Raw genomic sequence first — 24,624 nt, 5'->3', positions numbered from 1 at the left:
CTTCCAGACCTACGTCGACCACAAGTCACGCCAGCGCAAACTGCTCGGCTGACCCCTCTCTTCATCCCCTTCGAACCACTCAAGGAAGAGTCCCATGACTGCCACCACCACTGAGACAACCGTGATCAACCATTTCATCGACGGCGCAGAGACTGCCGGCGAGGGCGACCGCACCACCCCCGTGTACAACCCGGCCACCGGTGCCGTGTCCGGCGAACTGCGCCTGGCCAACCGCGCCGACCTGGACACCGCCGTCGCCGCTGCCCGCAAGGCCGCCGACACCTGGGGTGACATCTCCCTGGCCAAGCGCACCGCGGTGCTGTTCAAGTTCCGTGAACTCGTCGCGGCCCACGTCGACGAGCTCGCCCAGCTGGTGACGGCCGAGCACGGCAAGGTCCTCTCCGACGCCAAGGGCGAGATCGGCCGCGGCCTTGAAGTTGTCGAGTACGCCTGCGGAATCCCCACCCTGCTCAAGGGTGATTACTCGGACCAGGTCTCCACCGGCATCGACGTGTTCTCCTTCCGTGAACCGCTCGGCGTGGTCGCCGGTATCACGCCGTTCAACTTCCCGGTCATGGTACCCCTGTGGATGGCGCCGATGGCGATCGCCACCGGCAACGCCTTCATCCTCAAGCCCTCCGAGCGCGACCCCTCCGCTTCCCTGCTGCTGGCCAAGCTCTGGAAGCAGGCCGGCCTGCCGGACGGCGTGTTCCAGGTCCTGCACGGCGACAAGGAAACCGTCGACGGACTCCTCACCCACCCGGACGTGGACGGCATCTCCTTTGTCGGCTCCACCCCGATCGCGCAGTACGTCCACGAAACCGCCACCAAGCACGGCAAACGCGTCCAGGCACTCGGCGGGGCGAAAAACCACGCCATCATCCTGCCCGACGCCGACCTGGACAACGCCGCCGACCACCTCGCCGCCGCCGCGTTCGGCTCCGCCGGCGAACGCTGCATGGCCATCTCCGTCGCCGTCGCCGTCGGAGACGCCGCCGACGCCCTGGTGGCCAAGGTCCAGGAACGCGCCGAAGCCGTGAAGGTCAACAACGGCACCGAACCCGATGCCGAAATGGGCCCGGTCATCACGCCGGCCTCCAAGGAACGCATCCTCCGGATCGTCACCGAAGCCGAAACCGCCGGCGCCGCCATGGTCGTGGACGGCCGCGACCTCGTGGTCCCCGGCCACGAGAACGGCTTCTGGGTCGGCCCCACCGTGATCGACCACGTCAAGACCGAAATGACCGCCTACAAAGAGGAAATCTTCGGACCCGTCCTCGTCGTGGTCCGCGTCGATACCCTCGAAGACGGCATCAGGCTCATCAACGCCAACCCCTACGGCAACGGCACCGCCATCTTCACCTCCTCCGGCGCCGCAGCCCGCAAGTTCCAGCGCTCGGTGACCGTCGGCATGATCGGCATCAACGTGCCCCTCCCGGTCCCGGTGGCCTACCACTCCTTCGGCGGCTGGAAGGCATCCCTCTTCGGCGACAAGCACATCTACGGCCCCGAAGGCGTATCCTTCTACACCCGCGGCAAGGTCATCACCTCCCGCTGGCCCGAAACCCACCACGCCTCCGGCGCCTCCTACAACTTCCCCTCCAACTGACCCCCACCGCCCGAGAAGAGAGACAACGCTGTCATGACTGAGAACAAGCTGATCATCGGCACCGCGCCGGACTCCTGGGGCGTCTGGTTCGCGGACGACCCCAAGCAGACCCCCTGGGAGCGCTTCCTCGACGAGGTGGCCGAATCCGGCTACAAGTGGATCGAACTGGGCCCGTACGGCTACCTCCCCACCGACCCCACCCGCCTGGCCGAGGAGCTGAAGCAGCGCGACCTGCAGATCTCCGCAGGCACCGTGTTCACCGCCTTCCACCGCGGCCTGGACCAGTGGGAAACCGCCTGGGAACCGGCCCGCAAGGTCGCTGAACTGACGGCAGCCATGGGCGGGGAGCACATCGTGGTCATCCCGGCCATGTGGCGCGACGACGTTACGGGCGAGGCAGTGGAGAGCGGCACCCTCAGCGAGAAGGCCTGGAGCGACCTGTTCGCCGGCCACAACCGCCTCGGCAAGACCCTGCTGGAGGACTTCGGCCTGAAGCAGCAGTTCCATTCCCATGCAGACTCCCACGTGGGCGCACAGGAGGACATCGAAACGCTGCTCGGCGCCACGGACCCGCAGTACCTGAACCTGTGCCTGGATACCGGACACGCAGAGTACTGCGGCGCCTCCAGCCTGGACCTGATCAAGAACTACCCGGACCGGATCGGCTACCTGCACCTGAAGCAGATCAACCCGGACATCCTCAAGACGGTCAACGAGGAAAACATGACCTGGGCAGCCGCCAACCTGGCCGGCGTCATGACCGAACCGCCGAACGGCCTGCCGGACCTGCGCGCGGTCATCGAAGCTGTGGAAGCCCTGAACCGTCCCATCTTCGGCATCGTGGAGCAGGACATGTACCCGGTGGCCTTCGACGTGCCGATGCCGATCGCCAAACGCACCCGCAAGTACCTGCTGTCCTGCGGCTCCCGCACCGCCGTCAGCTAGCCTCCTCCACTCCTAGACCAAAGGACAGAACAATGACTGAAACCCTCCGCGTCGCCGTCATCGGCGCCGGCCGCATGGGCGCCGACCACATCCAGCGCCTCAACAAGCGCATCCACGGAGCCGAAGTCGCCGCCGTCATCGACGTCGACCTCGCCCGGGCCCAGGCAGCCATCGAAGGCATCCCCGGCGCCGTGGCCCTTGCCGACGCCGAGGAAGCCCTCAACAACGGCGACGTCAACGCCGTCCTGATCGCCACCCCCGGTTTCCTGCACGAGGACATCCTGCTCAAGGCCATCGCCAAGGACATCCCCATCCTGTGCGAAAAGCCCCTCACCCCGGACGCCGAATCCTCCTGGAAGATCGTCGAGGCCGAAGTGGCACTGGGCCACCAGCGCATCCAGGTGGGCTTCATGCGCCGCTTCGACGCCGAATACGCGGCGCTGGGTTCGATCATCCGCAACCACGAACTGGGCGAGCTGCTGATGCTTCACCACCAGCACCGCAACCCCAGCACCCCCGCGGGCTTCACCAACGAGATGCTCATCAACGACTCCGTGGTCCACGAGTTCGACGCCATCCGCTACTTCACGGGCGAGGAAATCACCAGCGTGCAGGTCCGCCTGGGCAAGGCGACAAAGAACGCCCCCTCCGGCCAGCACGACCCCCAGCACGTCCTGATCGAGACCGAGTCCGGCGTCCTGGCCGACGTCGAAATCTACGTCAACGCCAAGTTCGGCTACGAGGTGGCCACCCAGGCCTCCTTCGAGGACGGCATCGTCAGCATCGGCGGCGACAAGGGCCCCTACACCCGCAGCAACGGCCACTGGGGCGGCAACGTCACCCCCGGCTTCGAGGAACGTTTCGGCGCGGCGTACGACGTCGAAATCCAGTCCTGGGTGGACGCGGCACTTATGGGCGGGATCGGCGGCCCCTCCGCCTGGGACGGGTACGCCACCGCCGCCTGCTGCGAAGCAGGCGTCGAGGCACAGAAGAACGGCGAAAAGGTCGCCGTGAAGCTTGCCCCGAAGCCGGACCTGTACAAGTAACCACCCCCCTGACTGATTCACAATGGAGTGTCTACGTGAAAATCGCCCTTGACCCCACCCCGTTCCACCACTCGCACAGCCTCCTGGAATTCCCCAAGGTGGTGGCGGACCTCGGCTACAAGTACATGCAGATGACTCCGCACGCGGACTTCATCCCCTTCTACAACCACCCCAAAGCCGACGACGAGCTCGTGGGACAGCTGAAGAAGGCCTGCAGGGACGCGGACGTCGAGATTGCCTCCGTGCTGCCCGTGCTGCGCTGGTCAGGACCGGACGAGGACGCCCGCGAGGCAGCCGTCCGCTACTGGAAGCGTGCCATCCAGATCACCGTGGACCTCGGCGTCAGCACCATGAACACCGAGTTCAGCGGCCGGCCGGAAAAGGCAGAGGAGTCCGAACGGGCCTTCTACCGCTCCATGGAGGAACTCCTGCCGATCATCGAGCGCGAGGGCATCGACCTGCTGATCGACCCACACCCGGACGACTTCGTGGAAGAAGGCCTGGCTGCAATCCGCGTGATCCGCGGGGTGAACTCCAAGAACGTGGGCATGGTCTACGTGGCCTCGCACAGCTTCCACATGAAGAACTCCCCGCTGGACATCATGCGGGCGGCGGGGGACAAGCTGCGCCTTGTGCACGTGGCCGACACCATGGACCACCACGCATCGCACGGCCTGCGCTACATCACCAACCCGCCGGGCAACCCCGTCCGCGTGCACCAGCACCTGAAGATCGGCGACGGCGACGTCAACTGGGACGAGTTCTTCGGCGGCCTGAAGGAAATCGGCTTCCTCGACCGGGACGATACCGTGATGGTGTCCAGCGTCTTCGCCGAGGACGAGAACGCCGAGGACGTCTCCCGCTACCAGCTGGAGACCATGAAGCAGTACGTCCAGAAGGTCAGCCTATGAGTTCGCCTGCGCAAACCGCGCCGCGGCCCCGCAACCATCAGCGGGCCCTGCGCACCGTCACCATCATCTCCACCTTCGGCGGCCTGCTCTTCGGCTACGACACGGGCGTGATCAACGGCGCCCTGCCCTACATGCAGGAGGACCTGGGGCTGACGCCGCTGACCGAGGGCCTGGTCACCTCGTCCCTGCTGTTCGGTGCAGCCTTTGGCGCATTGTTCGGAGGCCGCCTGGCAGACCGCAACGGCCGGCGCCGGATGATCATGGTCCTGGCCGTCATCTTCCTGGTGGGCACCCTCGGCTGCACGTTCGCGCCGAGCACCGAAGTGATGATCGCCGCCCGGTTCGTCCTGGGGCTCGCCGTCGGGGGTGCTTCGGTCACCGTGCCCGTCTACCTGGCCGAGGTATCGCCCAGCCACCGGCGTGGCCGGATCGTCACCCAGAACGAACTCATGATCGTCACGGGCCAGCTGCTGGCGTTCATCTTCAACGCCTACCTCGGCAACTCCTTCGGTGAATCCCACGGCATCTGGCGCTGGATGCTGGTCATTGCCACGCTTCCGGCCATTGCGCTGTGGATCGGGATGAACTTCATGCCCGAAAGCCCCCGCTGGCTTGCCTCCATCGGCAGCTTCGGGGAGACGCTCAGCGTGCTTCAGCGGATCCGGTCGCAGGAGGAGGCCCGGCGGGAGTTTGAAGAAGTCAAGGCCATGGCCGTGGAGGACTACAAGTCCAAGATGGGCTCGTGGAAGGACCTGGGCATCCCGTGGCTCCGCCGGATTTTCTTCGTCGGGTTGGGCCTGGCAGTGATCCAGCAGATCACCGGCGTCAACTCGATCATGTACTACGGAACCCAGATCCTGTCCCAGTCCGGCTTCGGCCGCGAGGCGGCACTGACGGCCAACATCGCCAACGGCGTCATCTCGGTGCTCGCCACGTTCGTGGGCATCTGGCTGCTGGGCAAAGTGGGGCGCCGCCGGATGTTGATCACCGGGCAGGTGGGAACCACGACGGCGTTGCTGTTGATCGGCCTCTTCTCCCTGATCCTGCCTGAAGGCTCAACCCGCGGCCTCGTCATCCTGGCCCTCACCGTGACGTTCCTGGCATTCCAGCAGGGCGCCATCTCGCCGGTGACGTGGCTGATGCTCTCGGAAATCTTCCCCTTGAAGATCCGCGGCCTCGGCATGGGCGCCTCGGCCTTCCTGCTGTGGATCGTGAACTTCCTGATCGGCTTCGGTTTCCCGCAGCTGCTGGCGGCCATCGGGATTTCCAACACGTTCTTCGTGTTCGCCGTCCTCGGAGTGGGGGCCATCGCCTTCGCGGCCAAGTACGTGCCGGAGACCAAGGACAGGAGCTTGGAGGACCTGGAGCACTACTTCAAGCACGCCGTGGGAGTGCAGCAGGAGGCTGCCGCCGGCACGGCGAAGTAACCGGAGCAACCGCCCGCCTGGATGCCCCTGCCGGAAGACCGGCGGGGCATCCGCCGTCTTAAGCCGGCGCGTGCAGCCGTGGGAGCGCCTCCACGAGCGGAGCCAGTTCCGGGATGCCCTGGGCCTCGTCCAGGGCCCGCTCGAGCGTCGCATCGTGGACGGGCCGCGCTTCCGCCAGCAGGCTGTTCCCGCTCGCGGTCAACTCGGTATAGATGCCGCGCCGGTCGTCGTCGCACAGGATCCTGGCCAGCAGGCCCCGGTCCTCCAGCCGGTTCACCAAACGGGTAGTGGCACTGGGGCTGAGTGCCGTGGCACGCGCCAGCTGCTGCATGCGCATGTGCCATCCGTCCTGCCTGCTGAGGGCGTCCAACACGGTGTACTCCACCACCGAAAGCTTCGATCCGGCCTGCAGGGAGCGCTCCAGCTCGCTTTCGATCAGCCCGTGCAGGGCGGCAAGGGTCCGCCACCCCTGCGCGCGGACCTCGACGGCGTCGTCCTTGATGCCCACACTCGCTCCTTCCCGATGGCGATGGGGACGCCATCGATAGCTACACCCAAAGATAGTTGCTTGCGCGGCATATTTGCATGTGCAACAATAAATACCGCGCCTGCAACTATCTTAGGCGTTTCCCCCATTCGAGTACAGCTCACAAAGGAGCTTCAGCATGCCTGTTGGCCTGATAGCACTCGCCCTGGGCGGGTTCGGCATTGGACTTACCGAGTTCGTCATTGCCGGTCTCCTCCCCGCCGTCGCAGCCGATTTCGGGGTCAGCGAGGCCTCGGCCGGCTGGTTCATCTCCGGCTACGCGCTCGCCGTGGTGGCGGGAGCACTGGGACTGACCGCTGCCGTGACGCGATTCCCCCGCAAGCCGTCCTGGCAGCCCTGCTGGTCCTGTTCATTGCCGGCAACCTGCTGTCCGCCACGGCGGCGGGGTACTGGCCCATGATGCTGGGCCGGATTGTCGCCGCACTCTCGCATGGCGCCTTCTTTGGCATCGGCGCCGTCGTGGCCGCGGGAATGGTGCCGCCCAGCAAGAAGGCCGGTGCCATTGCGCTGATGTTCACGGGCCTGACCGCGGCCAACGTCCTGGGCGTTCCCTTCGGAACCCTGCTGGGGCAGGCGGCCGGCTGGCGTGCCACCTTCTGGGCCATCACCGTCATCGGCGTGGCCGCGCTCGCGGGCATCCTGGCGCTCGTTCCCACGTCGGCCGGCACAACTGAAAAAACGCCCAGCCTCCGGTCCGAACTCCGGGCTTTCCGTTCCGCACAGGTGTGGCTGTCCATCGTGGTGACCATCCTCGGGTTCGGCGGGATGTTCGGTGCCTTCACCTACATCGCCTACACCCTGACCGAGGTCTCCGGCTTTGCCGCCTCCGCCGTTCCCTGGCTCCTCATCGTCTTCGGCGTGGGACTCTTTGCCGGCAATACCCTGGGCGGCAAGGCTGCAGACCGCAACGTGGACCGGACACTCCTGGCGGTGCTCGTTGTCCTGGCGGTCGTCATGGTGGTGTTCGCCCTGACCGCAGCGAATCCTGTCCTGACCGTCATTTCCCTGGTCCTGATGGGCGGCTTCGGCTTTGCCACCGTGCCCGGACTGCAGATGCGGGTCATGAAGTACGCCTCCGGCGCGCCTACCCTCGCCTCGGGCGCCAACATCGGTGCGTTCAACGTGGGCAACGCCCTCGGTGCCTGGCTTGGCGGCGTCACCATCACCGCCGGGTTCGGCTACGCCTCGCCCATCTGGGCAGGGGCAGCCATCACCCTCGCAGGGGTGGCGGTCATGGCGTTCGCTGCCGCGGGCGCGAGGCGGAACGGGCAGCGCGGCGAACGCCTGATGCAGGAGACGGAGGAACTGGTCAGCCGCTAGGCGGCCGGATCCGAGGAGCGGCGCACCTTCAGGGCCGGTTCGAGCTTCCGGACCACCCCCGCCCCGGCGGTGCCCGCAATCCGGTCGAGCATGGCCTGCGCCGCCAGCCGGCCCAGCTCCCCGGCATGCTGGTCAATGGACGTCAGGCCGATCAGGGGGGAAGCGGCCACTTCAATGTTGTCGCAGCCAACGATCGCCACGTCACCCGGCACCGACAGCCCGCGCGACGCCAGGGCTTCCATGACGCCGATGGCGGTGAGGTCGTTGTGCGCAAAGACGGCCGTGGGCAGTTGCGCCCCCGAATCCAGGAACTGTTCCATCACGGCCCGGCCGCCGCGCTCGGTCATGTCGCTGTGGACCAGCTGCGGCTCCAGGCCGTGTTCCTGCATGGCATGCAGGTAGCCCTCACGCCGCTCCGTGTACGGCAACCAGTCGGAGATGTCCACGTGCGCGATGCGCCGGTGGCCCAGGGCGTACAGGTGCTCCACGGCAAGCACCCCGGAGCGGAAGTCGTCGGTCAGGACGGAAGAGACGCCGTCGACCTCCATCTCCCGGGTGATGACGACGGCGGGGGTCCCGCGCAGGGCGGCCGCCAGTTCTTCCGGCGTGCCGGTATAGCCGGCCAGCAGCACCCCGTCCACGCGCAGGTCCACGAAGGAGCGGACGGCTTCCAGCTCGGTCCGCGGGTCCGCGGAGCCGACGGCGACCATCACCTGGTTGCCGCTGCCCGCCAGGCCTTCAGCCAGTCCGTCGTAGATATCAGCGAAGACGGAGTTGTGCAGGTCCAGGAACAGCACGCCCAGGGTCTTGGTCCGATGGCTGGCCAGCCGGCTGGCCAGCCTGTTGGGGGAGTAGCCCAGGGCGGCAGCACTTTCCAGCACTGCCGTCCGCTTGGCAGCAGACACGTTGGGGGAGTCGCGCATCACCAGCGACACCAGGGCGCGGCTCACCCCGGCGTCGCGGGCCACGTCCTCCATGGTCACCGACCGCTGCGGGGGGTAAGTCTGCTTCACAGGACTCCACTATGCCAGTCCGCCGCCGCCTCTCCGCGCAACTGCGTCAGGAGCCGAACGGCAGCCGCGGATCGATGTTCTGGCTCTCCCAGGTCTGCCGCACCCAGCCGTGGTGCGGGTCGTCGCTGATCAGCCACTCACGCACGGGGCCGGGGCCGGCCATGACGTTCAGGTAGTACAGGTCGTAGCCCGGTGCTGCCATCGCGGGGCCGTGCCAGCCGTAGGGGACCAGGACGACGTCGCCGCTGCGGACCTCTGCCGAGACGTCGATGGGCCGCTCATCCGAGGCGTAGACGCGCTGGTAGCCGATGGCATCCGCATCGGCGGGTGCCCCGGAGCCGGCCGACACCTGGGTTTCGAAGTAGTAGATCTCCTCGAGGGACGTTTCGCCGTCCTTCTCCTCGTCGTGCTTGTGCGGGGGATAGGAGGACCAGTTCCCGGCAGGCGTGAGGACTTCGCAGACGATGAACCGGTCGGCCTCAAGTGCCGCGGGGGTGCCGAAGTTGTGGACCTGGCGCGAGCAGTTCCCGGCGCCGCGCAGCTCCACCGGCGTCTCCGCGGCCGGGACCAGGCGGGTGGGGTAGGACGCCTTCGCGGGGGCTGTGGCGACCGCGACCCGGCCGCCGCCGGCAGAGCTGATGCTGACGGCGCGGCCCGTGCCCGAGTAGAGCACGTCGCTGGGGCCGGAGAAGACGGACGGGCGGCCGGCGAGCGGGTACTCCGTGCCGTCCACGGTGACCGCGAAGGATCCGTTGAGCGGCACCACAATGCGTTCCTCATCCGCTGCGGGAAGTTCGACGGCGGCCCCGGCCGGAAGCGTGGCCACCTTCAGTCCGGTGTGTGCCCAGCCGTCCACGGTGAGGGAGGAGTCGGCGGCCCCGATCGAGACGTCCCATGCGCCGTCGGCGGCGGTGCCCAGGGGGTAGACCCAGTTGGTCATGCAGGTGTTCCTTTGCGCTAGCGCTGTACGAGTGTCATTTCAAAGCTGTAGGAGTCGGCGCGGTACACGTGGTGTCCTGTTTCCACGCGCCGGCCGGTGTCGTCCACGGCAGTGCGTTCCATGGTGACCAGCGCCGAGCCCGGCGCGGCGTCCAGCATGGAGGCCTGGTAGTCGTTGGCGGTCATGGCGCCGATCCGCTGTGTGGCCAGGCGGAAGTTCACGCCTCCGCGCCGGAGGATCGAGTAGAGGCCTTCGGCGCCAAGGGTGGCTTCATCCATGTCGGCGATGTCATCGCGCACCCAGTTCTCCATGAGCGCCAGTGGTTTTCCGCCCACTTTCCGCAGCCGGGTGAAGTGGTAGACCTTCGACCCGGCGGGCAGTTGCAGCGTGGCCAGGATTGCCTCGTCCGCCTCGACGTGCGAGAAGCTGAGGACATCGGTGGTGGGCTTCTTGCCGTTGTTGGTCAGGTCGTCGTAGAGGCTGGAGAGTTCCAGCGGGCGCCGCACCTGGCTGGAGACCACCTGGGTTCCCACGCCGCGCTTGCGCACCAGGAGCCCGGACCGGACCAGTTCGTCCATGGCCTTGCGCATGGTGGGGCGGGACAGGTTCAGCTGGGCCGCGAGGTCGATTTCGTTGTCCAGCCGGCTGCCCGGTTCCAGCACCCCGCTGTAGATCGCGGCCTCGATGCCCTGGACCACCTGGTGGTACAGGGGCACGGGCGAGGAGCGGTCAATAGTGAGTCCCAGATTGTTCGCCACGGTGCGTTCCCTCATATTCGGTCTCTGTGGCGCCGTCCCGTGCGGGCGGCGACTGCACTTTGCTGCTATATGTTCGCTTGATAGGACATACTTTACTTCTCGATCGTAGCAGGCGCAGGGGGCGGGTCAAGGGGTGCTGTCCACCGGGCGCATCCCGGCTGGCGGAATTAAATTGTGCTGACATTAAGACTTTCCCTTGACGGCAGTTATTAGAGCGCTCTAAAGTCAGTGGCACGCATCACATTCCTGACCGTCCCTGCGGTCCCCGAGAGAATCTGAGAGGCAACAATGCTGTTGCAGAAACAAACCATCGGCACCACCGGCGCGCGGCGCCGCGGCTACCTCGCCCGGCTTACCGTCATCTCCACCCTGGGTGGCCTGCTCTTTGGTTACGACACCGGCGTGATCTCCGGCGCCCTGCTGTACATGAACGACTCCCTCAACATGACCGCCGTCGAGGAAGCAACCGTGGTGAGCGCCCTGCTGTTCCCCGGTGCCGCCGTCGGCGCCCTGACCGGTGGACGCATGGCGGACAAGCTGGGCCGCCGCGGTTCCCTGCTCGTCTGCGCCCTGCTGTTCCTGCTCGGAGCCATCGGCTGCGCCCTTGCCCCCACCGTGGCCTTCATGATCACCGCCCGCATCGTGCTGGGCCTGGGCGTCGGCGCCGCCGCCGTTACCTGCCCGCTGTACCTGGCGGAAATGGCACCTGCCAATATGCGCGGCCGGATGGTGACCATCAACGAACTCATGATCGTCACCGGCCAGATGCTCGCCTTCGCGATCAACGCCCTCCTGGATGCCCTGATCCACGACAACGAGGTCTGGCGCACCATGCTGGGTATCGCTTCCGTTCCCGCCGTCGCCCTGCTCGCCGGAATGCTCATGCTCCCCGAGTCCCCGCGCTGGTACGCCATCCGCGGCCGCCTCGAGGACAGCCGCCGCGTCCTGAACCTGAGCCGCAGCCCCGAAGAAGCTGCCGCTGAATTCGAAGAGATCGCTGCCGCGGCCCGGACCGCCAAAGAGGAGCGGGGCCACGCGCTGCAGGACCTGAAGAACAACCCCTGGATGCGCCGCCTGCTCTGGATCGGCATCGGCCTGGCGACCGTCCAGCAGGCCACCGGCATCAACACCGTGAACTACTACGCCCCCACCATCCTGGAGAAGAGCGGGCTCGGCGTCAGCGCCTCGCTCGTTGCCACCATCGGCGTCGGCGTCACCTCCGTCCTCATGACCATCCTGGGCATCTGGCTCCTCGGTTTCGTGGGCCGCCGCCGCATGTTGGTGATCGGCTTCTCCGGAGTGGTGGGTTCCCAGGCTTTGCTGGCCATCGTCTTCCTCCTGCCGCAGTCCGACCTCGCCAGCTACACCATCCTCGCCGCGATGATGCTGTTCGTCGCCTTCGTCCAGTGCTTCATCGGCACCTGCGTCTGGCTCCTGCTCTCCGAAATGTTCCCGCTGGCCATCCGCGGCTTCGCCATGGGCATCGCGGTCTTCGCCCTCTGGACTGTCAATGCCGCCATCTCGTTCCTGTTCCCGATCGTCGTCAACGCCCTCGGCTCCACCGGAACCTTCGGGCTGTTCGTCCTGGTGAACATCATTTCCCTGGCGTTCGTCATCAAATTCGTCCCGGAAACCAAGGGCCACTCCCTTGAGGACCTCGAAGCACACTTCCGCGGGGGCGGGGCGCCGGCACGGATCACTGCCTGACTCTTTTCCTTCCGCGGCACTGCGGGGCCGGATACCGCCTTTTTCCCGAGGGACGTATCCGGCCCCGCTTTCGCGTTGGGTGGCCTAGGCTGACTTCATGACCTGCACCGGGAAGCAGCCGTGAATTTCGCCGGCAGCCTGGGCCCGCGCCCGCGCAACCTCGAAGTGCAGGACCTCGCCAGCTTCGACCGCCTGGTGGCTGCGGGCGCCGTCAACCTGCACGGCTGGCACGCCCAGTCACTGGACCTGCGGGGGCGGGCAGCGGCGCTTAAGAAGGTGAACGTCGAGGGCGCTATGTTCCTCGGCTGCACCTTCGACGAGGGCATGGAGGGCAACCTCCGCGGCCGTGGGGCCTTGATCTTCCCGAAGCTTGAAGGCGTGCCCTTCGACCCCTACCGTGCCTCGCTCTACAGTCCGGCCGAACTGTACGCGGGACTGGCAACGTCCCCCTACGAGGAACTGCCCGACGCCCGGATTTACCACTGGAGCATCCAGCCGGGCCAGCGGCACCGGGTGGACGCCACCCTGGCGTCCGCGCTGCACGACCACGCCATCGGCGATGCCCTGGATGAGCTGACGCGGTCCGCGGCCTGGACCCGGGACTCCGTAGTGGGCGTCATGGGCGGCCATGCTGCACCGCGGGGCAGCGCCGGGTTCGCCCAGGCGGCGCGGCTTGGAAGGCTGCTCGCCCGGGACGGCCACGCCGTGGCCACCGGCGGTGGTCCCGGCGCGATGGAGGCCGCGAACCTGGGTGCCTACCTGAGCCAGGCGTCCGACGGCGACGTGCAGGCGGCACTGGGCACCCTCGCCGCCGTCCCGGGGTTCCGTCCCTCGGTGTCGGCGTGGGCACGCGCGGCGGCGGCCGTCGTCGAACGCCATCCCGGTGGAACGCCGTCGCTGGGAATCCCCACATGGTTCTACGGGCACGAACCGCCCAACTACTTCGCCACCCACATCGCCAAGTATTTCGCGAACGCCATCCGTGAAGCGATCCTGCTGGAGCTGTGCCACGGCGGCATCGTCTTCCTGCCGGGAGCGGCGGGAACCGTCCAGGAGATCTTCCAGGATGCCTGCGAGAACTACTACGGCGCCCGCGAAAAGGTGGCCCCGATGGTGCTGGTGGGGCGGCGGCACTGGGAAGAGGAGTATCCGGCCTGGCCCATGCTGCGCAGCCTCGCAGCCGGGCGGGCCATGGCCGATTACATCTTCCTGGTGGACTCGGTGGACGAAGCCGTCGAGGTGCTGCGGCGCGGTTAGCCGCAGACCTTCTGGCGACCGCCCTAGCCAACCACCGTGCCGAAGACCAGGCCCAGCAGGTAGGTGACCGCCGCCGCGCCCAGGCCGATGCCAAGCTGGCGCAGGCCGCGGGTCAGCGGGGAGGTGCCGGACAGGAGGCCAACGGTGCCGCCGGTCGCCAGCAGCGCGATTCCAACCAGAGCCCCTGCCGCCGCCAGGGCGCCCACGCCGGTCAGGCCGAACAGGAACGGCAGGATGGGAACGATGGCGCCGGAGGCGAAGAAGCAGAAGCTGGACAGCGCAGCTCCCCAGGCAGTGCCCACCGCCTCATGCTGGTCCTCATCGTCGGGCAGCTCCGGCTGCAGGGACAGGCTCGGGTCGCAGTCGCAGGACAGCAGGCCCATGCGCTCGGCAACGCGGTGTTCCGCGGCCTCACGCGACATGCCGCGGGCCAGGTACACCAGCAGCAGTTCGTTGTGTTCGAGGTCCAGCTTGGGCGCGGCCGCCAGGGTGACCTGCGTGGGGCGGGTGGCGGCCAGCAGTTCGCGCTGGGACCGCACCGAGATGAACTCACCGGCGCCCATGGACATGGCTCCGGCCAGCAGGCCCGCGATCCCGCTGAGCAGCACCACGCTGCTGGCCACGCCCGAGGCCGCCATGCCCATCACCAGCGACAGGTTGGAGACCAAGCCGTCATTGGCGCCAAAAACGGCCGCGCGGAAGGTGCCGGCGAGCCGGCTGCGGCCGCGGGTAGCCAGGCCCCGGACCACTTCCTCGTGGATCTGCTCGTCGGCGGCCATGGCGTCGGTGGCGTTGGGGTCCTTGGCGTAAGGGGAGCGGCCCTCGGCGCGCTGGGCGAGCGCCAGCACGAAGACCGAGCCGAAGTGACGGGCCAGGAAGCCCAGGAACCGGCTCCGGGCCGATGCCCTCGCCGGTTTGCCCGCGTGCTCGCCGAGCAGTGCCAGCCAGTGCGCCTCGTGCCGGCCCTCCGCCTCGGCCAGGGCAAGGAGGATGTCGCGCTCTTCACCCTCGCGGTTTTGGGCCAGGTCACGGTAGACCGCGGCCTCGGCCCGCTCATCGGCAAGGTACTGGCGCCACCGCTTGATGTTCGCCGGTGACGGCTGGGGCCGGGTGTGGGCGTCCTCCGGGGGTGTGCTGGGGGAATCGGGCTGGGCGTGCTGCGACACTGGTACTCCTGGACTGGAAAGGGCATGTTTTCGCACCTTTGCTTTGCCAGCCTACTGCGGATTTCCGCGGTTTTTCGGCTGGCAAACCTCGCTGGGAGGTTTCGGTCCGCCTCATTTCCCGGACCTGGCGGGACGGCATTTGGCGGCGTGCGCGCACCCGGTTCCGGCCCCGTTCCGGCCCCCAGTTTTGGCGTCCGTGCCGCTTTTCGACGCTATTGACCCGTCCGGCCGCCGGTGCTGTGATGAAGGTGTGGCGCTGCCCGCGCCCTACCTGTAAGAGCACGTCAGGCGAACAAACGGAGGTTCAATCATGAGCACCACCGGACAGCACCCGGACATGCCGCACCTGGATGCCGTAGAAGCGGACCCCGCCTACGACTATGCCGAGGATGCACCGGTAGACGATGCCGACTGGGACACGGAGGACGAGTTCCTCGACCGGGAGGAGCCGGTGGTCCAGGCACCGCCGGTGGTCATCGATGCCGAGGACCGCGAGGTCCCGCTGGACGATGACGAGCCCCGCGAGGCAGGGGAGTAGGACTTACGACGACGGCGCCTCCTTTCGCTGGATTGCGGAAGGAGGCGCCGTCGTCGTTCTTTAAAGCCCGTACGGTGGACGTTTCCGGAACACTGCTAGCCGACGAGCGCTTCCTCCGGGGCCTCCGGTGTGCCCTGTCCCGAAACCCGCCGCTGCCAGGCCCGCATCACCGCAGGGTCCGTGGGCGGGGTCAGCAGCGACGCCGCCACGTACACCACGGCGGAGGCGGCCAGGCCGTAGTAGATGGGCTCGTTGGCGTACACGCCGTCCAGCGGGGCCTTGGCGTTGATTTCGAGGATGATCATGGTTCCGAGCGTCACCACGGAGCCGACCGCCATGGACGCGGCCGCCCCCATGCCGGTGCCGCGCTTCCAGGCCAGGCCGCCGAGGATGGCGACGAGGAGGCCGCCGACCAGGATGTCGTAGGCGATGGTCAGGGCCGCGACGACGTCCTTGGTGATGATCGCGATGACGATGGCGATGACCCCGAGGACCAGGACCCAGACCCGGTTGGCCTTGACGTCGTGCTCCGGGTTTTCCGTGTCCCCGGTGTTGACGTCCTTGCCGAACCACCCGGCCACGAACGGCAGGACGTCTGCGCGGGCCACGGTGGCCGCGGCGATCAGTGCGCCGGAGGCGGTGGACATCATCGCCGCGACGGCGGCGGCCAGGACCAGGCCGCCAATGCCGATGGGAAGGATGTTCTGGGCCACCTCGGCGTAGACGTCGTCCTTCGCCGCGATCTTGACTCCTGACAGGGCCACGTTGGCGGCCATGCCGATCAGCGCTCCGGCGACGCCGTAGAGGATGCAGTAGATGCCGGCCGTGGCGCCGCCCCACCGGGCCACCGTGGGCGTCTTGGCGGTGAACACGCGCTGCCAGATGTCCTGGCCGATCAGCAGTCCGAGGGTGTAGACCACGAAGTAGGTGATGATGGTCTGCATGCCGATGCCGTCGATCTGGAAGAAGCTGGCGTCGACGCGGCTGCGGATGCCGTCGAGGCCGCCGGCGGCATTCAGGGTGAACGGAAGCATCAGGAAGAAGATGCCCACCGTCTTGATGACGAACTGCACCTGGTCGGCCAGCGTAATGGACCACATGCCCCCGATGGTGGAGTACACCAGCACGATGGCGCCGCCGATGGCGATGGCCAGGGCCCGGTCCAGGCCGAAGAGCACGACGAAGATGGTGGCGTAGGCGCCTGTCGAGGTGGCGCAGAGCATCAGCGTGTAGGCGAGCATGACGATGCCGGAGGCCTCCGTGGCCCGGCTGCCGTAGCGGAGGGTCAGCATCTGGGACACGGTGTAGATCTTCAGTTTTTGGATGGTCCCGGCGAAGAGCAGGCTGAGGAGCAGGACTCCGGCGCCGATGGCGACGACAAGCCACATGCCGGAGATGCCGAACTTGTAGCCGAGCCCTACGCCGCCCACGGTGGAAGCGCCGCCCAGGACGACGGCGGCCATGGTGCCGGTGTAGAGGAAGGGGCCGAGGCGGCGGCCGGCGACCAGGAAGTCGCTGTTGTTCCGGGTGCGGGATTTGCCCCACCACCCGAAGGCCAGCATGGCGAGGAGGTACACCACCACGATGGCGATGTTGATGGCACTTGCATCCATAAGTGGGCTCCTTGGAGCTGTTGGGCACGGGGGTGCGGTCCGGGGGCGTGTCCTGGCTCCGTCGCTGTGACGGGAGGGAGAATTGTCCTGATTTGCCTTATAGGCAACAGGAGTTTCCAAAGCCTAGGTTGTGACGGCAGTAACAGTCAAGGCCGGCGGTGGCCATCGTGGCATGCGCACGTCACAATCCGGCCGCCGATTAGGATGGCTCGAGAGCGGAGCCGCGCTGCCGGCCCATGAAAGGTTCGTAGATGAAGGCACTGCCAGTTGAGCCCAGCAATGTCCCCGTGGCCATCGGCTCCAGGATCCGGGCCGCCCGGCAGTCCCAACGGCTCACCATCGAACAGGTTGCCGACGCCACCGGGCTGACCAAGGGGTTCCTCAGCCGGGTGGAGCGGGATCTCACGTCGCCGTCCGTCGCCTCCCTGGTGACCCTCTGCCAAGTGCTGTCCATCTCGATTGGCGACCTCTTCGCCGCACCGGAAACGCATCTCACCCGGCGGAATGACGGTCCCCGCATCTCACTCGGCGGCCGGGGCATCGTGGAGCGGCTGCTCACCGCCCGGTCCGAGCGCCGGGTCCAGATCATCCAGGCGGTCATCGAACCGCATGGCCGCGGGGAGTCGGAACTCTATGCCGTGGACTGCGATGTGGATGTGCTGCACGTGGTCAAGGGGTCCATCAAGCTGATCCTCACCAACGAGGAATACGACCTCAACACGGGCGATACGGTGACGTTCCCCGGCCGTGAACCCCACACCTGGGTCAACCCCACGGACAAGCCCGTTGAGGTGCTCTGGGTCCTGGTCCCCGCCGCCAGCCGCTAACCCCTCCCGGGTGTGCATTCCAGCCCAGTTACTTCCCGTCATTCGCTGCCGCGGCCGCCTGCTGCCGCGGAACTGCCCTGGTTCCTGCGGTTTCTGCCATGGGCAAATGGGCCGGAACGCACGCTATAGGTGCGGAATCCATGGACCGCCCGCCAGGACCGCCCGGATTTCCGCCACCACCTTGCCGGGATTGAACCAGATGTGCTCCGGCATATAGCGCAGGACCGCATACCCACTGATAGTCGAGGCGTTGTTACGGTCCCGGTCCCGCAGCATGTCCTTTCGTTCTGAATGGAACGCGAAGCCATCGATTTCCACAATCAGGAAGCCGCCCAGCAGGAAGTCCACCCTGCCGATCCCCGGCAGGAACACTTGTGCTTCATACGCGATCCCGTTCGTCCGGAACAGGTGCTGTGCGTCCACCTCAACGATCGATTCTGCGCGCACGTCAATTTCCTGAAGCATCCGGCGGGCCACGCTTGAGCGGTCGGCCAGAAGCTGTGATGCGAGCAGTTCACGAGGGACCCCGTGCAGCCTGATGGCCGACGTTGCCACTGCCGTCGAGTCCGGAGGCGCCAGGCATCCCAGCGCGTGGAGTGCCACGTCCTCGACGCCCGCCACCGGCAGAAACGGATGTCCCGGGAATCGAACCGTAAGGTGCCGGACGAAACCCCTGCCGTGGCCATGGTTGCAGGCGAGGTGAAGCAGTGGGGGAGGATTGCGCAACCAGAGCCCGTAGTGGCTGGCAGCGCTGGCGCAGCTCAGCCTGCCGTTGTTCAGGACGGCGCCGAGGATGCTCTCTTCGCAGCCCGGCAGTACGAATACCCCGCGCCGGGGCTGGGTGGCGCCCGCTTCCCTGGGCCGCAAGAGGTCCCTCCGGGGGAACCCCGCTTCCAGCAGCTGGGCTGACCGGGCCACGCCGCCGCATTTGTGCAGGTATTCGAGGATGTCCATGTGGCCATTGGAGGGTTTCGGTGAAATATGTGGAACCTCAATTCAGGCGTATGTGGGTAAGTGATGGCTTCGGGCGTGCGCTCCTGCCCGGTTGGCTTCGCGGCCTGCCCCGTGGTGTGGAAATAGGTGGCGGAAACTCGCGGCGCAGGATGGTCCAGGCGGTGGCGCTGCCGGAGTAACCGGGCAGGAGTGCACAAGAGCTGCCATGGGGGAGGGTGGAGGTAAACAAGTGATTCTCATTGGAAAACACGGGTGTATGATGGCAGTCACAACCGTCCCCCCAACTCCTCGAAGGAGACGCCTCCATTGGAAGAGCTGCGCATCGAAGCCAACGGCAACCTTGGCCCCATCGACTCATCCCGGATTCCCCGCTATGCCGGAGCGGCCACCTATGCCCGCCTTCCGCGCCTTGACCAGGTGGCCAAGGCGGACGTGACCGTGGTCGGCGTCCCCTTCGACTCCGGCGTCTCCTACCGCCCCGGCGCCCGCTTCGGCGCGAACCACGTCCGGGAGGCAAGCCGGCTGCTCCGCCCCTACAACCCGGCCTGGGATGTCAGCCCGTTCGAAAACATCCAGGTGGCCGACGCCGGGGACATGGCGGTCAACCCGTTCAACATCAACGAAGCCATCGAGACCATCCAGCAGAATGCGCTGGACCTCACGGCCGCCGGCAGCAAGCTGCTGACACTGGGCGGGGACCATACCATCGCCCTGCCGCTGCTGCGCGCCGCCGCGGAGCGGGCCGGCGGTCCCATCGCCATGCTCCACTTCGACGCCCACCTTGACACCTGGGACACCTACTTCGGTGCCGAATACACCCACGGCACCCCGTTCCGCCGCGCGGTGGAGGAGGGCATCCTCGACACTGAGGCCATCAGCCACATCGGCACCCGCGGCCCGCTCTACGGCAAGAAGGATCTCGACGACGACCACCGCTTTGGCTTCGGCATCGTCACCTCTGCGGATGTCTACTACCAGGGAGTGCCGGAGACCGTGGCCAAGGTCCGGGACCGGATCGGCAACCGCCCGCTATACATTTCCGTCGACATCGATGTCCTGGACCCCGCCCACGCCCCCGGCACCGGCACGCCGGAGGCCGGCGGCATCACCAGCCGCGAACTCCTCGAAATCATCCGCGGGTTCCGCGGCATGAACCTGGTGGGCGCCGACGTCGTCGAGGTTTCCCCCGCCTATGACCACGCCGAGATCACCGGCGTCGCCGCCAGCCACGTCGCCTATGAACTGGTGACCCTCATGGCGGACAACGCCACGCCCGGCAGCCGCTTCGGAGCCGGCACCGGATACCAGGCGCAGGCCCTGGGCCAGGCGGCCCGCCGCCCGGCCGGTTTCGCCGCCGCCGGCAAGGAGTAATGCCGTGACCGAGTACGGCGCACCCGTCCCGGCGCGGGGCGGCGGCGCCCGCAATGGTGGGGACCTCGTCGTCGAGACCCTGGAAGCGCTGGGCGCGAAAACTGTCTTCGGCATTCCGGGGCAGCACGCCCTGGGACTCTTCGACGCCATGGGCCGGGGCAACCTGCAGTTTGTTTCCTCCCGGGTAGAGAACAACAGTGCGTTTGCTGCGGACGGGTATTCCCGTGCCACAGGAGAAGTGGGCGTGTTGTTCCTGTCCACCGGTCCTGGCGCCCTGACCTCCCTGGCCGGGCTGCAGGAAGCGTATGCCACGGGTGTGCCCATGGTGGTGGTGGCAAGCCAGATTCCGCTGGAAGGCCTGGGAGCCCGGCGCAAGGGCATGCTCCACCAGCTCGATGACCAGAAGGCCTCCGCCGCCAACGTCACCAAGAGCCAGCGGCTGATCCAGCACGCCTCGGGCATCCCCTCGGCCATCCAGGACGCCTGGACCGAGGCCATCTCATCCCCGCAGGGCCCCGTGTGGCTGGAGATCCCGCAAAACGTACTGCTCGACCCGATCATGGTTCCACCGGTCGAGGACGCCCTGGCGGTGGCTGCGGACAACCCGCCGCGCATCGAGCTGGTACGGGAAGCGGTGAAATGGCTGGAAGCAGCGCAGCGCCCGGCCATCATCGCCGGGGGCGGAACCCGTCGCGGCAGGGCGGAAAAGTCCCTGCTCTCCCTCGCGGAAAAACTGCGGGCGCCGGTGATCTGCACCCCCGGTGGCAATGGAGCCTTCCCGTGGAACCATGAGCTGTCGCTGCAGTCGTGGATCGAGGACCGCTACATGACCGACGTCCTGGAGGATGCGGACGTCCTGGTGGTGATCGGGTCGTCCCTGGGCGAAGTCACCTCCAACTACTTCACCTTCGAGCCGCGGGGCAGGATCATCCAGATCGACGCCGAGCCGCGCGTCCTGGAGTCCAACCGGCCCGGCCTGGGCATCCGCGCCGACGCCGGACAGGCGCTCGCGGCCCTGGATGAAGGCCTCGGGTCCGGCAACACCGCGGCGCCGGACTGGCACGGCACCACCCCGGAATCCCTGGTGAAGGAATCCCTCGCCAAGGTCCGTGCCCGGCTGGAATCGCAGGACCTGGCCAAGGAACTGACGTTCATGGCCGACATCCGCGAGGCAGTCCCGGCGGACATGCAGACCTTCTGGGACATGACCATCGCCGCGTACTGGGGCTGGTCCTGCTGGGACGCCCGGCAGGGGCAGTTCCACTCCGCCCAGGGTGCCGGCGGCCTGGGGTTCGGCTTCCCGGCGGCGATTGGGGCTGCCGTTGGCCTGCAAACGCTGGGCAAACCTGCCCGGGTGCTTGCGGTCTCCGGCGACGGCTCGTCCATGTATTCCATCTCGGAGCTGGCCACCGCCAGGCAGCACAACGTGCCGGTCACCTGGCTGATAGTGGACGACGGCGGCTACGGCATCCTGCGCGAATATATGGTGGGTGCCTTCGGCAAGGCCACCGCCACCGAACTCGCCCGCCCCGACTTCGTGAAGCTGGCGGAATCCTTTGGCGTCCCTGCCGTCCGGGCGGCTCCGGAGGATGTGGGGGACGCGCTGAAGGCGGGATTCGCCGCGGACGGACCGAACGTCGTCGTCGTTGAAACCCTGCTGAAGATGTTCAGCCCCACCCATCTGGGCGACTGACTCAACCCCGCCCGCTCCAACGCTCCCTCACGTCCCGCCGCGCCCGGCCGGAAGTGGGGGAGCGTGGCCGTTTAAGGCCCCCACCCATGAACTTCGTTTCCCTAAGCAACCTTTTTCTGATACAGTTGCTTGCAGCAACTAATTCTTTAGGGAGGGCCATGTCTGTCGCACCGGCCACCGCAGCCGACCTCGTCAGCCACATCTATGACCTCCAGCGCGCACTGCGCTGCGTCACCATGATCAACGTCAAAGGCCAGGACACCGGCATCGCCCTGCAGGGCGTGCTCAAGTTCATCGGCGAAGGGGAGACCCGGGCCGCGCATCTGGCCGAACGGCTGGGAGTGAGCCCGCCCGTCCTCAGCCGGCACGTGGCCGAACTGGCCGATGCCGGCCTGGTGGTGCGCACCCCGGACCCGGACGATGGCCGGGCCCAACTGCTGGCTCTCTCCCCACGGGGGAAGGAGAAGCTGGCAGAGCTGGTACGGCACCGGGCCGAGACGCTGCAGGCCTACCTCTCCGACTGGAACGAGGATGACGCCGTCGCAACAGCCGCGATGCTGAACAAGCTCACCGCATCCCTGAAGAATTCCATCCGGGCAAGGGCGGCCGGAACCACCACCGAACACAAAACGCAGGAGTCCATCAATGGCTAACGTCACCGCCGCCGCGGACCAGGAGCAGGAGCAGGAGCGTGAGCGCCAACGCCCCGCTCAACAGGAGTCGCGGCAATCCAAGCGCCATGAACCCGGCGCGCCCATGAACCACCGGCAGATCATGGAGGCCTTGACCGGCCTGCTCGCCGCCTTCTTCACCGCGATCCTCAGCAGCACCATCGTGGCCAACGCGCTGCCCACCATCATGTCCGAGCTCAAGGGCACGCAGACGGACTTCGCATGGGTCATCACGGCCGCCCTGCTGGCCAACGCGGCCACCACCCCCATCTGGGGCAAGCTGGCCGACCTCTTCGACAAAAAGTTCCTGGTCCAGCTCAGCATCGTGATCTTCGTTGCCGGCTCGGTCATGGCCGGCTTCTCCGAAAACATCCCGTTCCTGCTGACGGCCCGCGTGATCCAAGGCATCGCCATGGGCGGCCTCACCGCCCTGGCCCAGGCCATCATCGGCTCCATCATCCCGCCGCGCGAACGCGGCAAGTACTCCGGCTACATGGGCGCCGTCATGGCGGTCGGCACCGCCGGCGGACCCCTGCTGGGCGGGTTCATCGTGGACAGCTCCCTCGGCTGGCGCTGGACCTTCTTCGTCTGCGTGCCGCTCGCCGTCGTCGCCCTCATCCTGCTCCAGGTGACGCTGAAGATTCCGCACGTCCGGCGGGCCGCCAAGATCGACTGGTTCGGCGCCATCCTGCTGACCTCCGGCGTCAGCCTGCTCCTGATCTGGGTCTCCTTCGCCGGCAAGGCCGACTACTACGACTGGTGGTCCTGGCAGTCCGCGGTGATGGTGGGCGGCGGCGTCCTCCTGCTCGCACTCCTGGTGCTGGTGGAATCCAAGGTGTCCCAGCCGATCATCCCGCTGAAGATCATCTCCGAGCGGACCACCGCCCTGGCCATCGTCGCCTCCGTGGCCGTGGGTGTGGCGATGTTCGGCTCCTCGACCTTTCTGGGCCAGTACTACCAGGTGGCCCGCGGCGCCACGCCCACCGAGGCCGGCCTGCTGACCCTGCCCATGATCGCCGGCAACCTCATCGGTTCCGTGGTTTCCGGCCAGCTCATCAGCCGCTACGGCAAGTGGAAGCGGTTCCTGATCGGCGGCACCATCCTGCTGATCGGCGGCCTTGCGCTCGCGGGCACCATGGACCACACCACGGAACTGTGGCTGACCGGCCTCTACACCGGTATCTTCGGCATCGGGCTGGGCATGCTGATGCAGAACCTGGTCCTCGCCGTCCAGAACACGGTCCGCGCCACGGACATCGGTTCGGCCAGCGCATCCGTGGCGTTCTTCCGCTCTGTCGGCGGCGCCATCGGCGTATCCGTGCTGGGCGCCGTGATGGCCAACCACGTCAAGGACCTGGCCACCGACGGACTCGCGAAGCTCGGCATCCAGGCCGGCGGCAACAGCGGTGCCACCCTCGACCTGAAGGACCTGCCCGCGCCGATTGCCGACGTCATGCGCGCCGCCTACGGTGACGCCACAGCCGGCATCTTCATGATCTCCGCCGCCGTCAGCGTCGTTGCGCTTCTCGCCGTGATCTTCATCAAGGAGGTGCCGCTGCGCAAAACCGTGGACATCACCCCTGAGGCCAGCCTGCAGGCCAATGCCGCGGGCGAAGCAGGCATGACCGCAATGACCGGTCAGCTGCCCCTGGTCACCTCGGCCCGGGTTGCGGCCCCGGCGGCGTCACCGGCCAAGAGGTACGACGGCGGCGCGGCAGCGGCTGCCGCCGCTTCAGGCACGGTTGCCACGGACGACCTCGAGGAGGCTTTCGCACGCAGCTTCCAGTCCGGGGACCTGGACCTGCCGGCGCCGGCCAGCGTCGACAGGGTTGCGGAGGCGGTGGCCGGTGCAGCGTCCACCCTGCAAACCCTGCAGCACACCCAGCAGCTGCTTGCCCGGCAGCAGGCGGAGCTGGGCGGCCTGGTGCTGGACATCCAGGAGCAGCTCCGCACCCAGCGGGAGGTTGCCGCCCAGCAGGCAGCCACGGCGGCGGAACTCAGCCGGCTGCAGCGCCGGCTCCTGAAGGAACGCAAGATCCAGGCGGCCGCAGCCCTGTACCTTGCTGGCCACGGAAGGCACAGCGCGGCCGCGCCGGACCGCCCGGCTGCCGGCGAGGCACAGCAGGACCAGTAGGAACACCACGCCGCAGCACCCGTCCGGTCTCCCGGGCGGGTGCTGCGGCGTTTGCGCGTCCAAAGGAGTGCCCCGCCAGCTTCCGGGACGGAACTTTGGGAGGCCAATGTCGGTGGGCATCACTAGTAGTACTTTGTTAGGTTGGTGGCGCGTGCTGGCAGTAGGGGCAGCGGGCGA

The 24,624-nt window shown here is 67.2% G+C and carries 20 protein-coding genes and 1 pseudogene; 14 read left to right on the top strand and 7 right to left on the bottom strand.

What is annotated here, in order from left to right; genetic code table 11:
* Positions 1-94: 94 nt before the first annotated feature.
* Genes ACYSM9_RS20325 through ACYSM9_RS20305 form a run of 5 tightly spaced genes read left to right on the top strand, consistent with a single transcriptional unit; the run spans position 95 to position 5,938 of the window.
* The gene (locus ACYSM9_RS20325) at positions 95-1,609 is read left to right on the top strand and encodes a CoA-acylating methylmalonate-semialdehyde dehydrogenase (RefSeq protein WP_461858758.1); all 1,515 of its coding nucleotides are present in this window, start codon (positions 95-97) and stop codon (positions 1,607-1,609) included.
* A 33-nt stretch (positions 1,610-1,642) separates the two neighbouring features.
* On the top strand, positions 1,643-2,554 hold the full coding sequence (locus tag ACYSM9_RS20320) for a sugar phosphate isomerase/epimerase family protein (RefSeq protein ID WP_461858757.1): 912 nt from the start codon (positions 1,643-1,645) through the stop codon (positions 2,552-2,554).
* A 32-nt stretch (positions 2,555-2,586) separates the two neighbouring features.
* Positions 2,587-3,600, top strand: coding sequence for a Gfo/Idh/MocA family protein (locus ACYSM9_RS20315; RefSeq protein WP_461858756.1), 1,014 nt, complete (start codon positions 2,587-2,589; stop codon positions 3,598-3,600).
* Between the two features lie 35 nt (positions 3,601-3,635).
* The gene (locus ACYSM9_RS20310) at positions 3,636-4,511 is read left to right on the top strand and encodes a sugar phosphate isomerase/epimerase family protein (RefSeq protein WP_461858755.1); all 876 of its coding nucleotides are present in this window, start codon (positions 3,636-3,638) and stop codon (positions 4,509-4,511) included.
* Positions 4,508-5,938 carry a sugar porter family MFS transporter gene (locus tag ACYSM9_RS20305; RefSeq protein WP_461858754.1) on the top strand — a complete coding sequence of 477 codons (1,431 nt, stop codon included), beginning with the start codon at positions 4,508-4,510 and terminating at the stop codon, positions 5,936-5,938. Before ACYSM9_RS20310 ends, ACYSM9_RS20305 begins: the two co-directional genes overlap by 4 nt.
* A gap of 58 nt (positions 5,939-5,996) precedes the next feature.
* Here the strand turns inward: ACYSM9_RS20305 and ACYSM9_RS20300 are convergent, their stop codons facing one another.
* Positions 5,997-6,446, bottom strand: a complete 450-nt coding sequence (locus ACYSM9_RS20300) for a MarR family winged helix-turn-helix transcriptional regulator (protein ID WP_461858753.1) — start codon at positions 6,444-6,446, stop codon at positions 5,997-5,999.
* A gap of 157 nt (positions 6,447-6,603) precedes the next feature.
* On the opposite strand from ACYSM9_RS20300, the pseudogene ACYSM9_RS20295 reads away from it, so the two are divergent.
* Positions 6,604-7,805: pseudogene (locus ACYSM9_RS20295) on the top strand (MFS transporter).
* Here the strand turns inward: ACYSM9_RS20295 and ACYSM9_RS20290 are convergent.
* From ACYSM9_RS20290 to ACYSM9_RS20280, 3 genes are read right to left on the bottom strand one after another with little or no spacing between them, the layout of a single operon-like run.
* A complete protein-coding gene (locus tag ACYSM9_RS20290; protein ID WP_461858752.1) occupies positions 7,802-8,818 on the bottom strand; it encodes a LacI family DNA-binding transcriptional regulator in 1,017 nt (338 codons plus the stop codon). The pseudogene ACYSM9_RS20295 and the gene ACYSM9_RS20290 overlap by 4 nt on opposite strands.
* Positions 8,819-8,864: 46 nt before the next feature.
* A complete protein-coding gene (gene iolB, locus ACYSM9_RS20285; protein ID WP_461858751.1) occupies positions 8,865-9,758 on the bottom strand; it encodes a 5-deoxy-glucuronate isomerase in 894 nt (297 codons plus the stop codon).
* 17 nt (positions 9,759-9,775) lie between these two features.
* On the bottom strand, positions 9,776-10,516 hold the full coding sequence (locus ACYSM9_RS20280; RefSeq protein ID WP_461858750.1) for a GntR family transcriptional regulator: 741 nt from the start codon (positions 10,514-10,516) through the stop codon (positions 9,776-9,778).
* 288 nt (positions 10,517-10,804) lie between these two features.
* Between ACYSM9_RS20280 and ACYSM9_RS20275 the strand changes: the two genes are divergently transcribed.
* The gene (locus ACYSM9_RS20275) at positions 10,805-12,223 is read left to right on the top strand and encodes a sugar porter family MFS transporter (protein ID WP_461858749.1); all 1,419 of its coding nucleotides are present in this window, start codon (positions 10,805-10,807) and stop codon (positions 12,221-12,223) included.
* Between the two features lie 120 nt (positions 12,224-12,343).
* Positions 12,344-13,480, top strand: a complete 1,137-nt coding sequence (locus ACYSM9_RS20270) for an LOG family protein (protein ID WP_461858748.1) — start codon at positions 12,344-12,346, stop codon at positions 13,478-13,480.
* A 23-nt stretch (positions 13,481-13,503) separates the two neighbouring features.
* Here the strand turns inward: ACYSM9_RS20270 and ACYSM9_RS20265 are convergent, their stop codons facing one another.
* A complete protein-coding gene (locus tag ACYSM9_RS20265; protein ID WP_461858747.1) occupies positions 13,504-14,646 on the bottom strand; it encodes a VIT1/CCC1 transporter family protein in 1,143 nt (380 codons plus the stop codon).
* Between the two features lie 310 nt (positions 14,647-14,956).
* On the opposite strand from ACYSM9_RS20265, the gene ACYSM9_RS20260 reads away from it, so the two are divergent.
* Positions 14,957-15,184, top strand: a complete 228-nt coding sequence (locus ACYSM9_RS20260) for a hypothetical protein (protein WP_461858746.1) — start codon at positions 14,957-14,959, stop codon at positions 15,182-15,184.
* Positions 15,185-15,279: 95 nt separating this feature from the next.
* On the opposite strand, the gene ACYSM9_RS20255 is transcribed toward ACYSM9_RS20260, so the two are convergent.
* A complete protein-coding gene (locus ACYSM9_RS20255; RefSeq protein WP_461858745.1) occupies positions 15,280-16,797 on the bottom strand; it encodes a sodium:solute symporter family protein in 1,518 nt (505 codons plus the stop codon).
* A 251-nt stretch (positions 16,798-17,048) separates the two neighbouring features.
* Between ACYSM9_RS20255 and ACYSM9_RS20250 the strand changes: the two genes are divergently transcribed.
* Positions 17,049-17,624 (top strand): helix-turn-helix domain-containing protein, encoded by a 576-nt coding sequence (locus ACYSM9_RS20250; protein ID WP_461858744.1) that lies wholly within the window; start codon positions 17,049-17,051, stop codon positions 17,622-17,624.
* A 123-nt stretch (positions 17,625-17,747) separates the two neighbouring features.
* Here ACYSM9_RS20250 and ACYSM9_RS20245 read toward each other — a convergent pair whose 3' ends face one another.
* On the bottom strand, positions 17,748-18,578 hold the full coding sequence (locus tag ACYSM9_RS20245; protein WP_461858743.1) for a DUF559 domain-containing protein: 831 nt from the start codon (positions 18,576-18,578) through the stop codon (positions 17,748-17,750).
* Between the two features lie 306 nt (positions 18,579-18,884).
* On the opposite strand from ACYSM9_RS20245, the gene speB reads away from it, so the two are divergent.
* The 4 genes from speB to ACYSM9_RS20225 all read left to right on the top strand — a co-directional run bounded on the left by speB (position 18,885) and on the right by ACYSM9_RS20225 (position 24,447).
* Positions 18,885-19,949 carry an agmatinase gene (gene speB / locus ACYSM9_RS20240; RefSeq protein ID WP_461858742.1) on the top strand — a complete coding sequence of 355 codons (1,065 nt, stop codon included), beginning with the start codon at positions 18,885-18,887 and terminating at the stop codon, positions 19,947-19,949.
* Positions 19,950-19,953: 4 nt separating this feature from the next.
* Positions 19,954-21,642, top strand: a complete 1,689-nt coding sequence (locus ACYSM9_RS20235) for a thiamine pyrophosphate-binding protein (protein ID WP_461858741.1) — start codon at positions 19,954-19,956, stop codon at positions 21,640-21,642.
* 158 nt (positions 21,643-21,800) lie between these two features.
* Complete coding sequence (locus ACYSM9_RS20230; protein ID WP_461858740.1) at positions 21,801-22,295, top strand: MarR family winged helix-turn-helix transcriptional regulator; 495 nt, start codon at positions 21,801-21,803, stop codon at positions 22,293-22,295.
* Positions 22,288-24,447, top strand: a complete 2,160-nt coding sequence (locus ACYSM9_RS20225; protein ID WP_461858739.1) for an MDR family MFS transporter — start codon at positions 22,288-22,290, stop codon at positions 24,445-24,447. The genes ACYSM9_RS20230 and ACYSM9_RS20225 overlap by 8 nt, the downstream gene beginning before the upstream one ends.
* Positions 24,448-24,624 lie beyond the last annotated feature (177 nt).

The sequence above is a fragment of the Arthrobacter sp. C152 genome (genome assembly GCF_054890965.1).
The sequence above is the reverse complement of the archived record's forward strand: the minus strand, read 5'-3'. Positions and strand labels throughout refer to the sequence as shown.

Bases quoted from the DNA above. Each gene is read 5' to 3' on its own strand.
- ACYSM9_RS20325 (WP_461858758.1), top strand. From the start codon at position 95: ATGACTGCCACCACCACTGAGACAACCGTGATCAACCATTTCATCGAC.
- ACYSM9_RS20320 (WP_461858757.1), top strand. From the start codon at position 1,643: ATGACTGAGAACAAGCTGATCATCGGCACCGCGCCGGACTCCTGGGGC.
- ACYSM9_RS20315 (WP_461858756.1), top strand. From the start codon at position 2,587: ATGACTGAAACCCTCCGCGTCGCCGTCATCGGCGCCGGCCGCATGGGC.
- ACYSM9_RS20305 (WP_461858754.1), top strand. From the start codon at position 4,508: ATGAGTTCGCCTGCGCAAACCGCGCCGCGGCCCCGCAACCATCAGCGG.
- iolB (WP_461858751.1), bottom strand. From the start codon at position 9,758: ATGACCAACTGGGTCTACCCCCTGGGCACCGCCGCCGACGGCGCATGG.
- ACYSM9_RS20275 (WP_461858749.1), top strand. From the start codon at position 10,805: ATGCTGTTGCAGAAACAAACCATCGGCACCACCGGCGCGCGGCGCCGC.
- ACYSM9_RS20260 (WP_461858746.1), top strand. From the start codon at position 14,957: ATGAGCACCACCGGACAGCACCCGGACATGCCGCACCTGGATGCCGTA.
- ACYSM9_RS20255 (WP_461858745.1), bottom strand. From the start codon at position 16,797: ATGGATGCAAGTGCCATCAACATCGCCATCGTGGTGGTGTACCTCCTC.
- ACYSM9_RS20250 (WP_461858744.1), top strand. From the start codon at position 17,049: ATGAAGGCACTGCCAGTTGAGCCCAGCAATGTCCCCGTGGCCATCGGC.
- ACYSM9_RS20245 (WP_461858743.1), bottom strand. From the start codon at position 18,578: ATGGACATCCTCGAATACCTGCACAAATGCGGCGGCGTGGCCCGGTCA.
- ACYSM9_RS20230 (WP_461858740.1), top strand. From the start codon at position 21,801: ATGTCTGTCGCACCGGCCACCGCAGCCGACCTCGTCAGCCACATCTAT.
- ACYSM9_RS20225 (WP_461858739.1), top strand. From the start codon at position 22,288: ATGGCTAACGTCACCGCCGCCGCGGACCAGGAGCAGGAGCAGGAGCGT.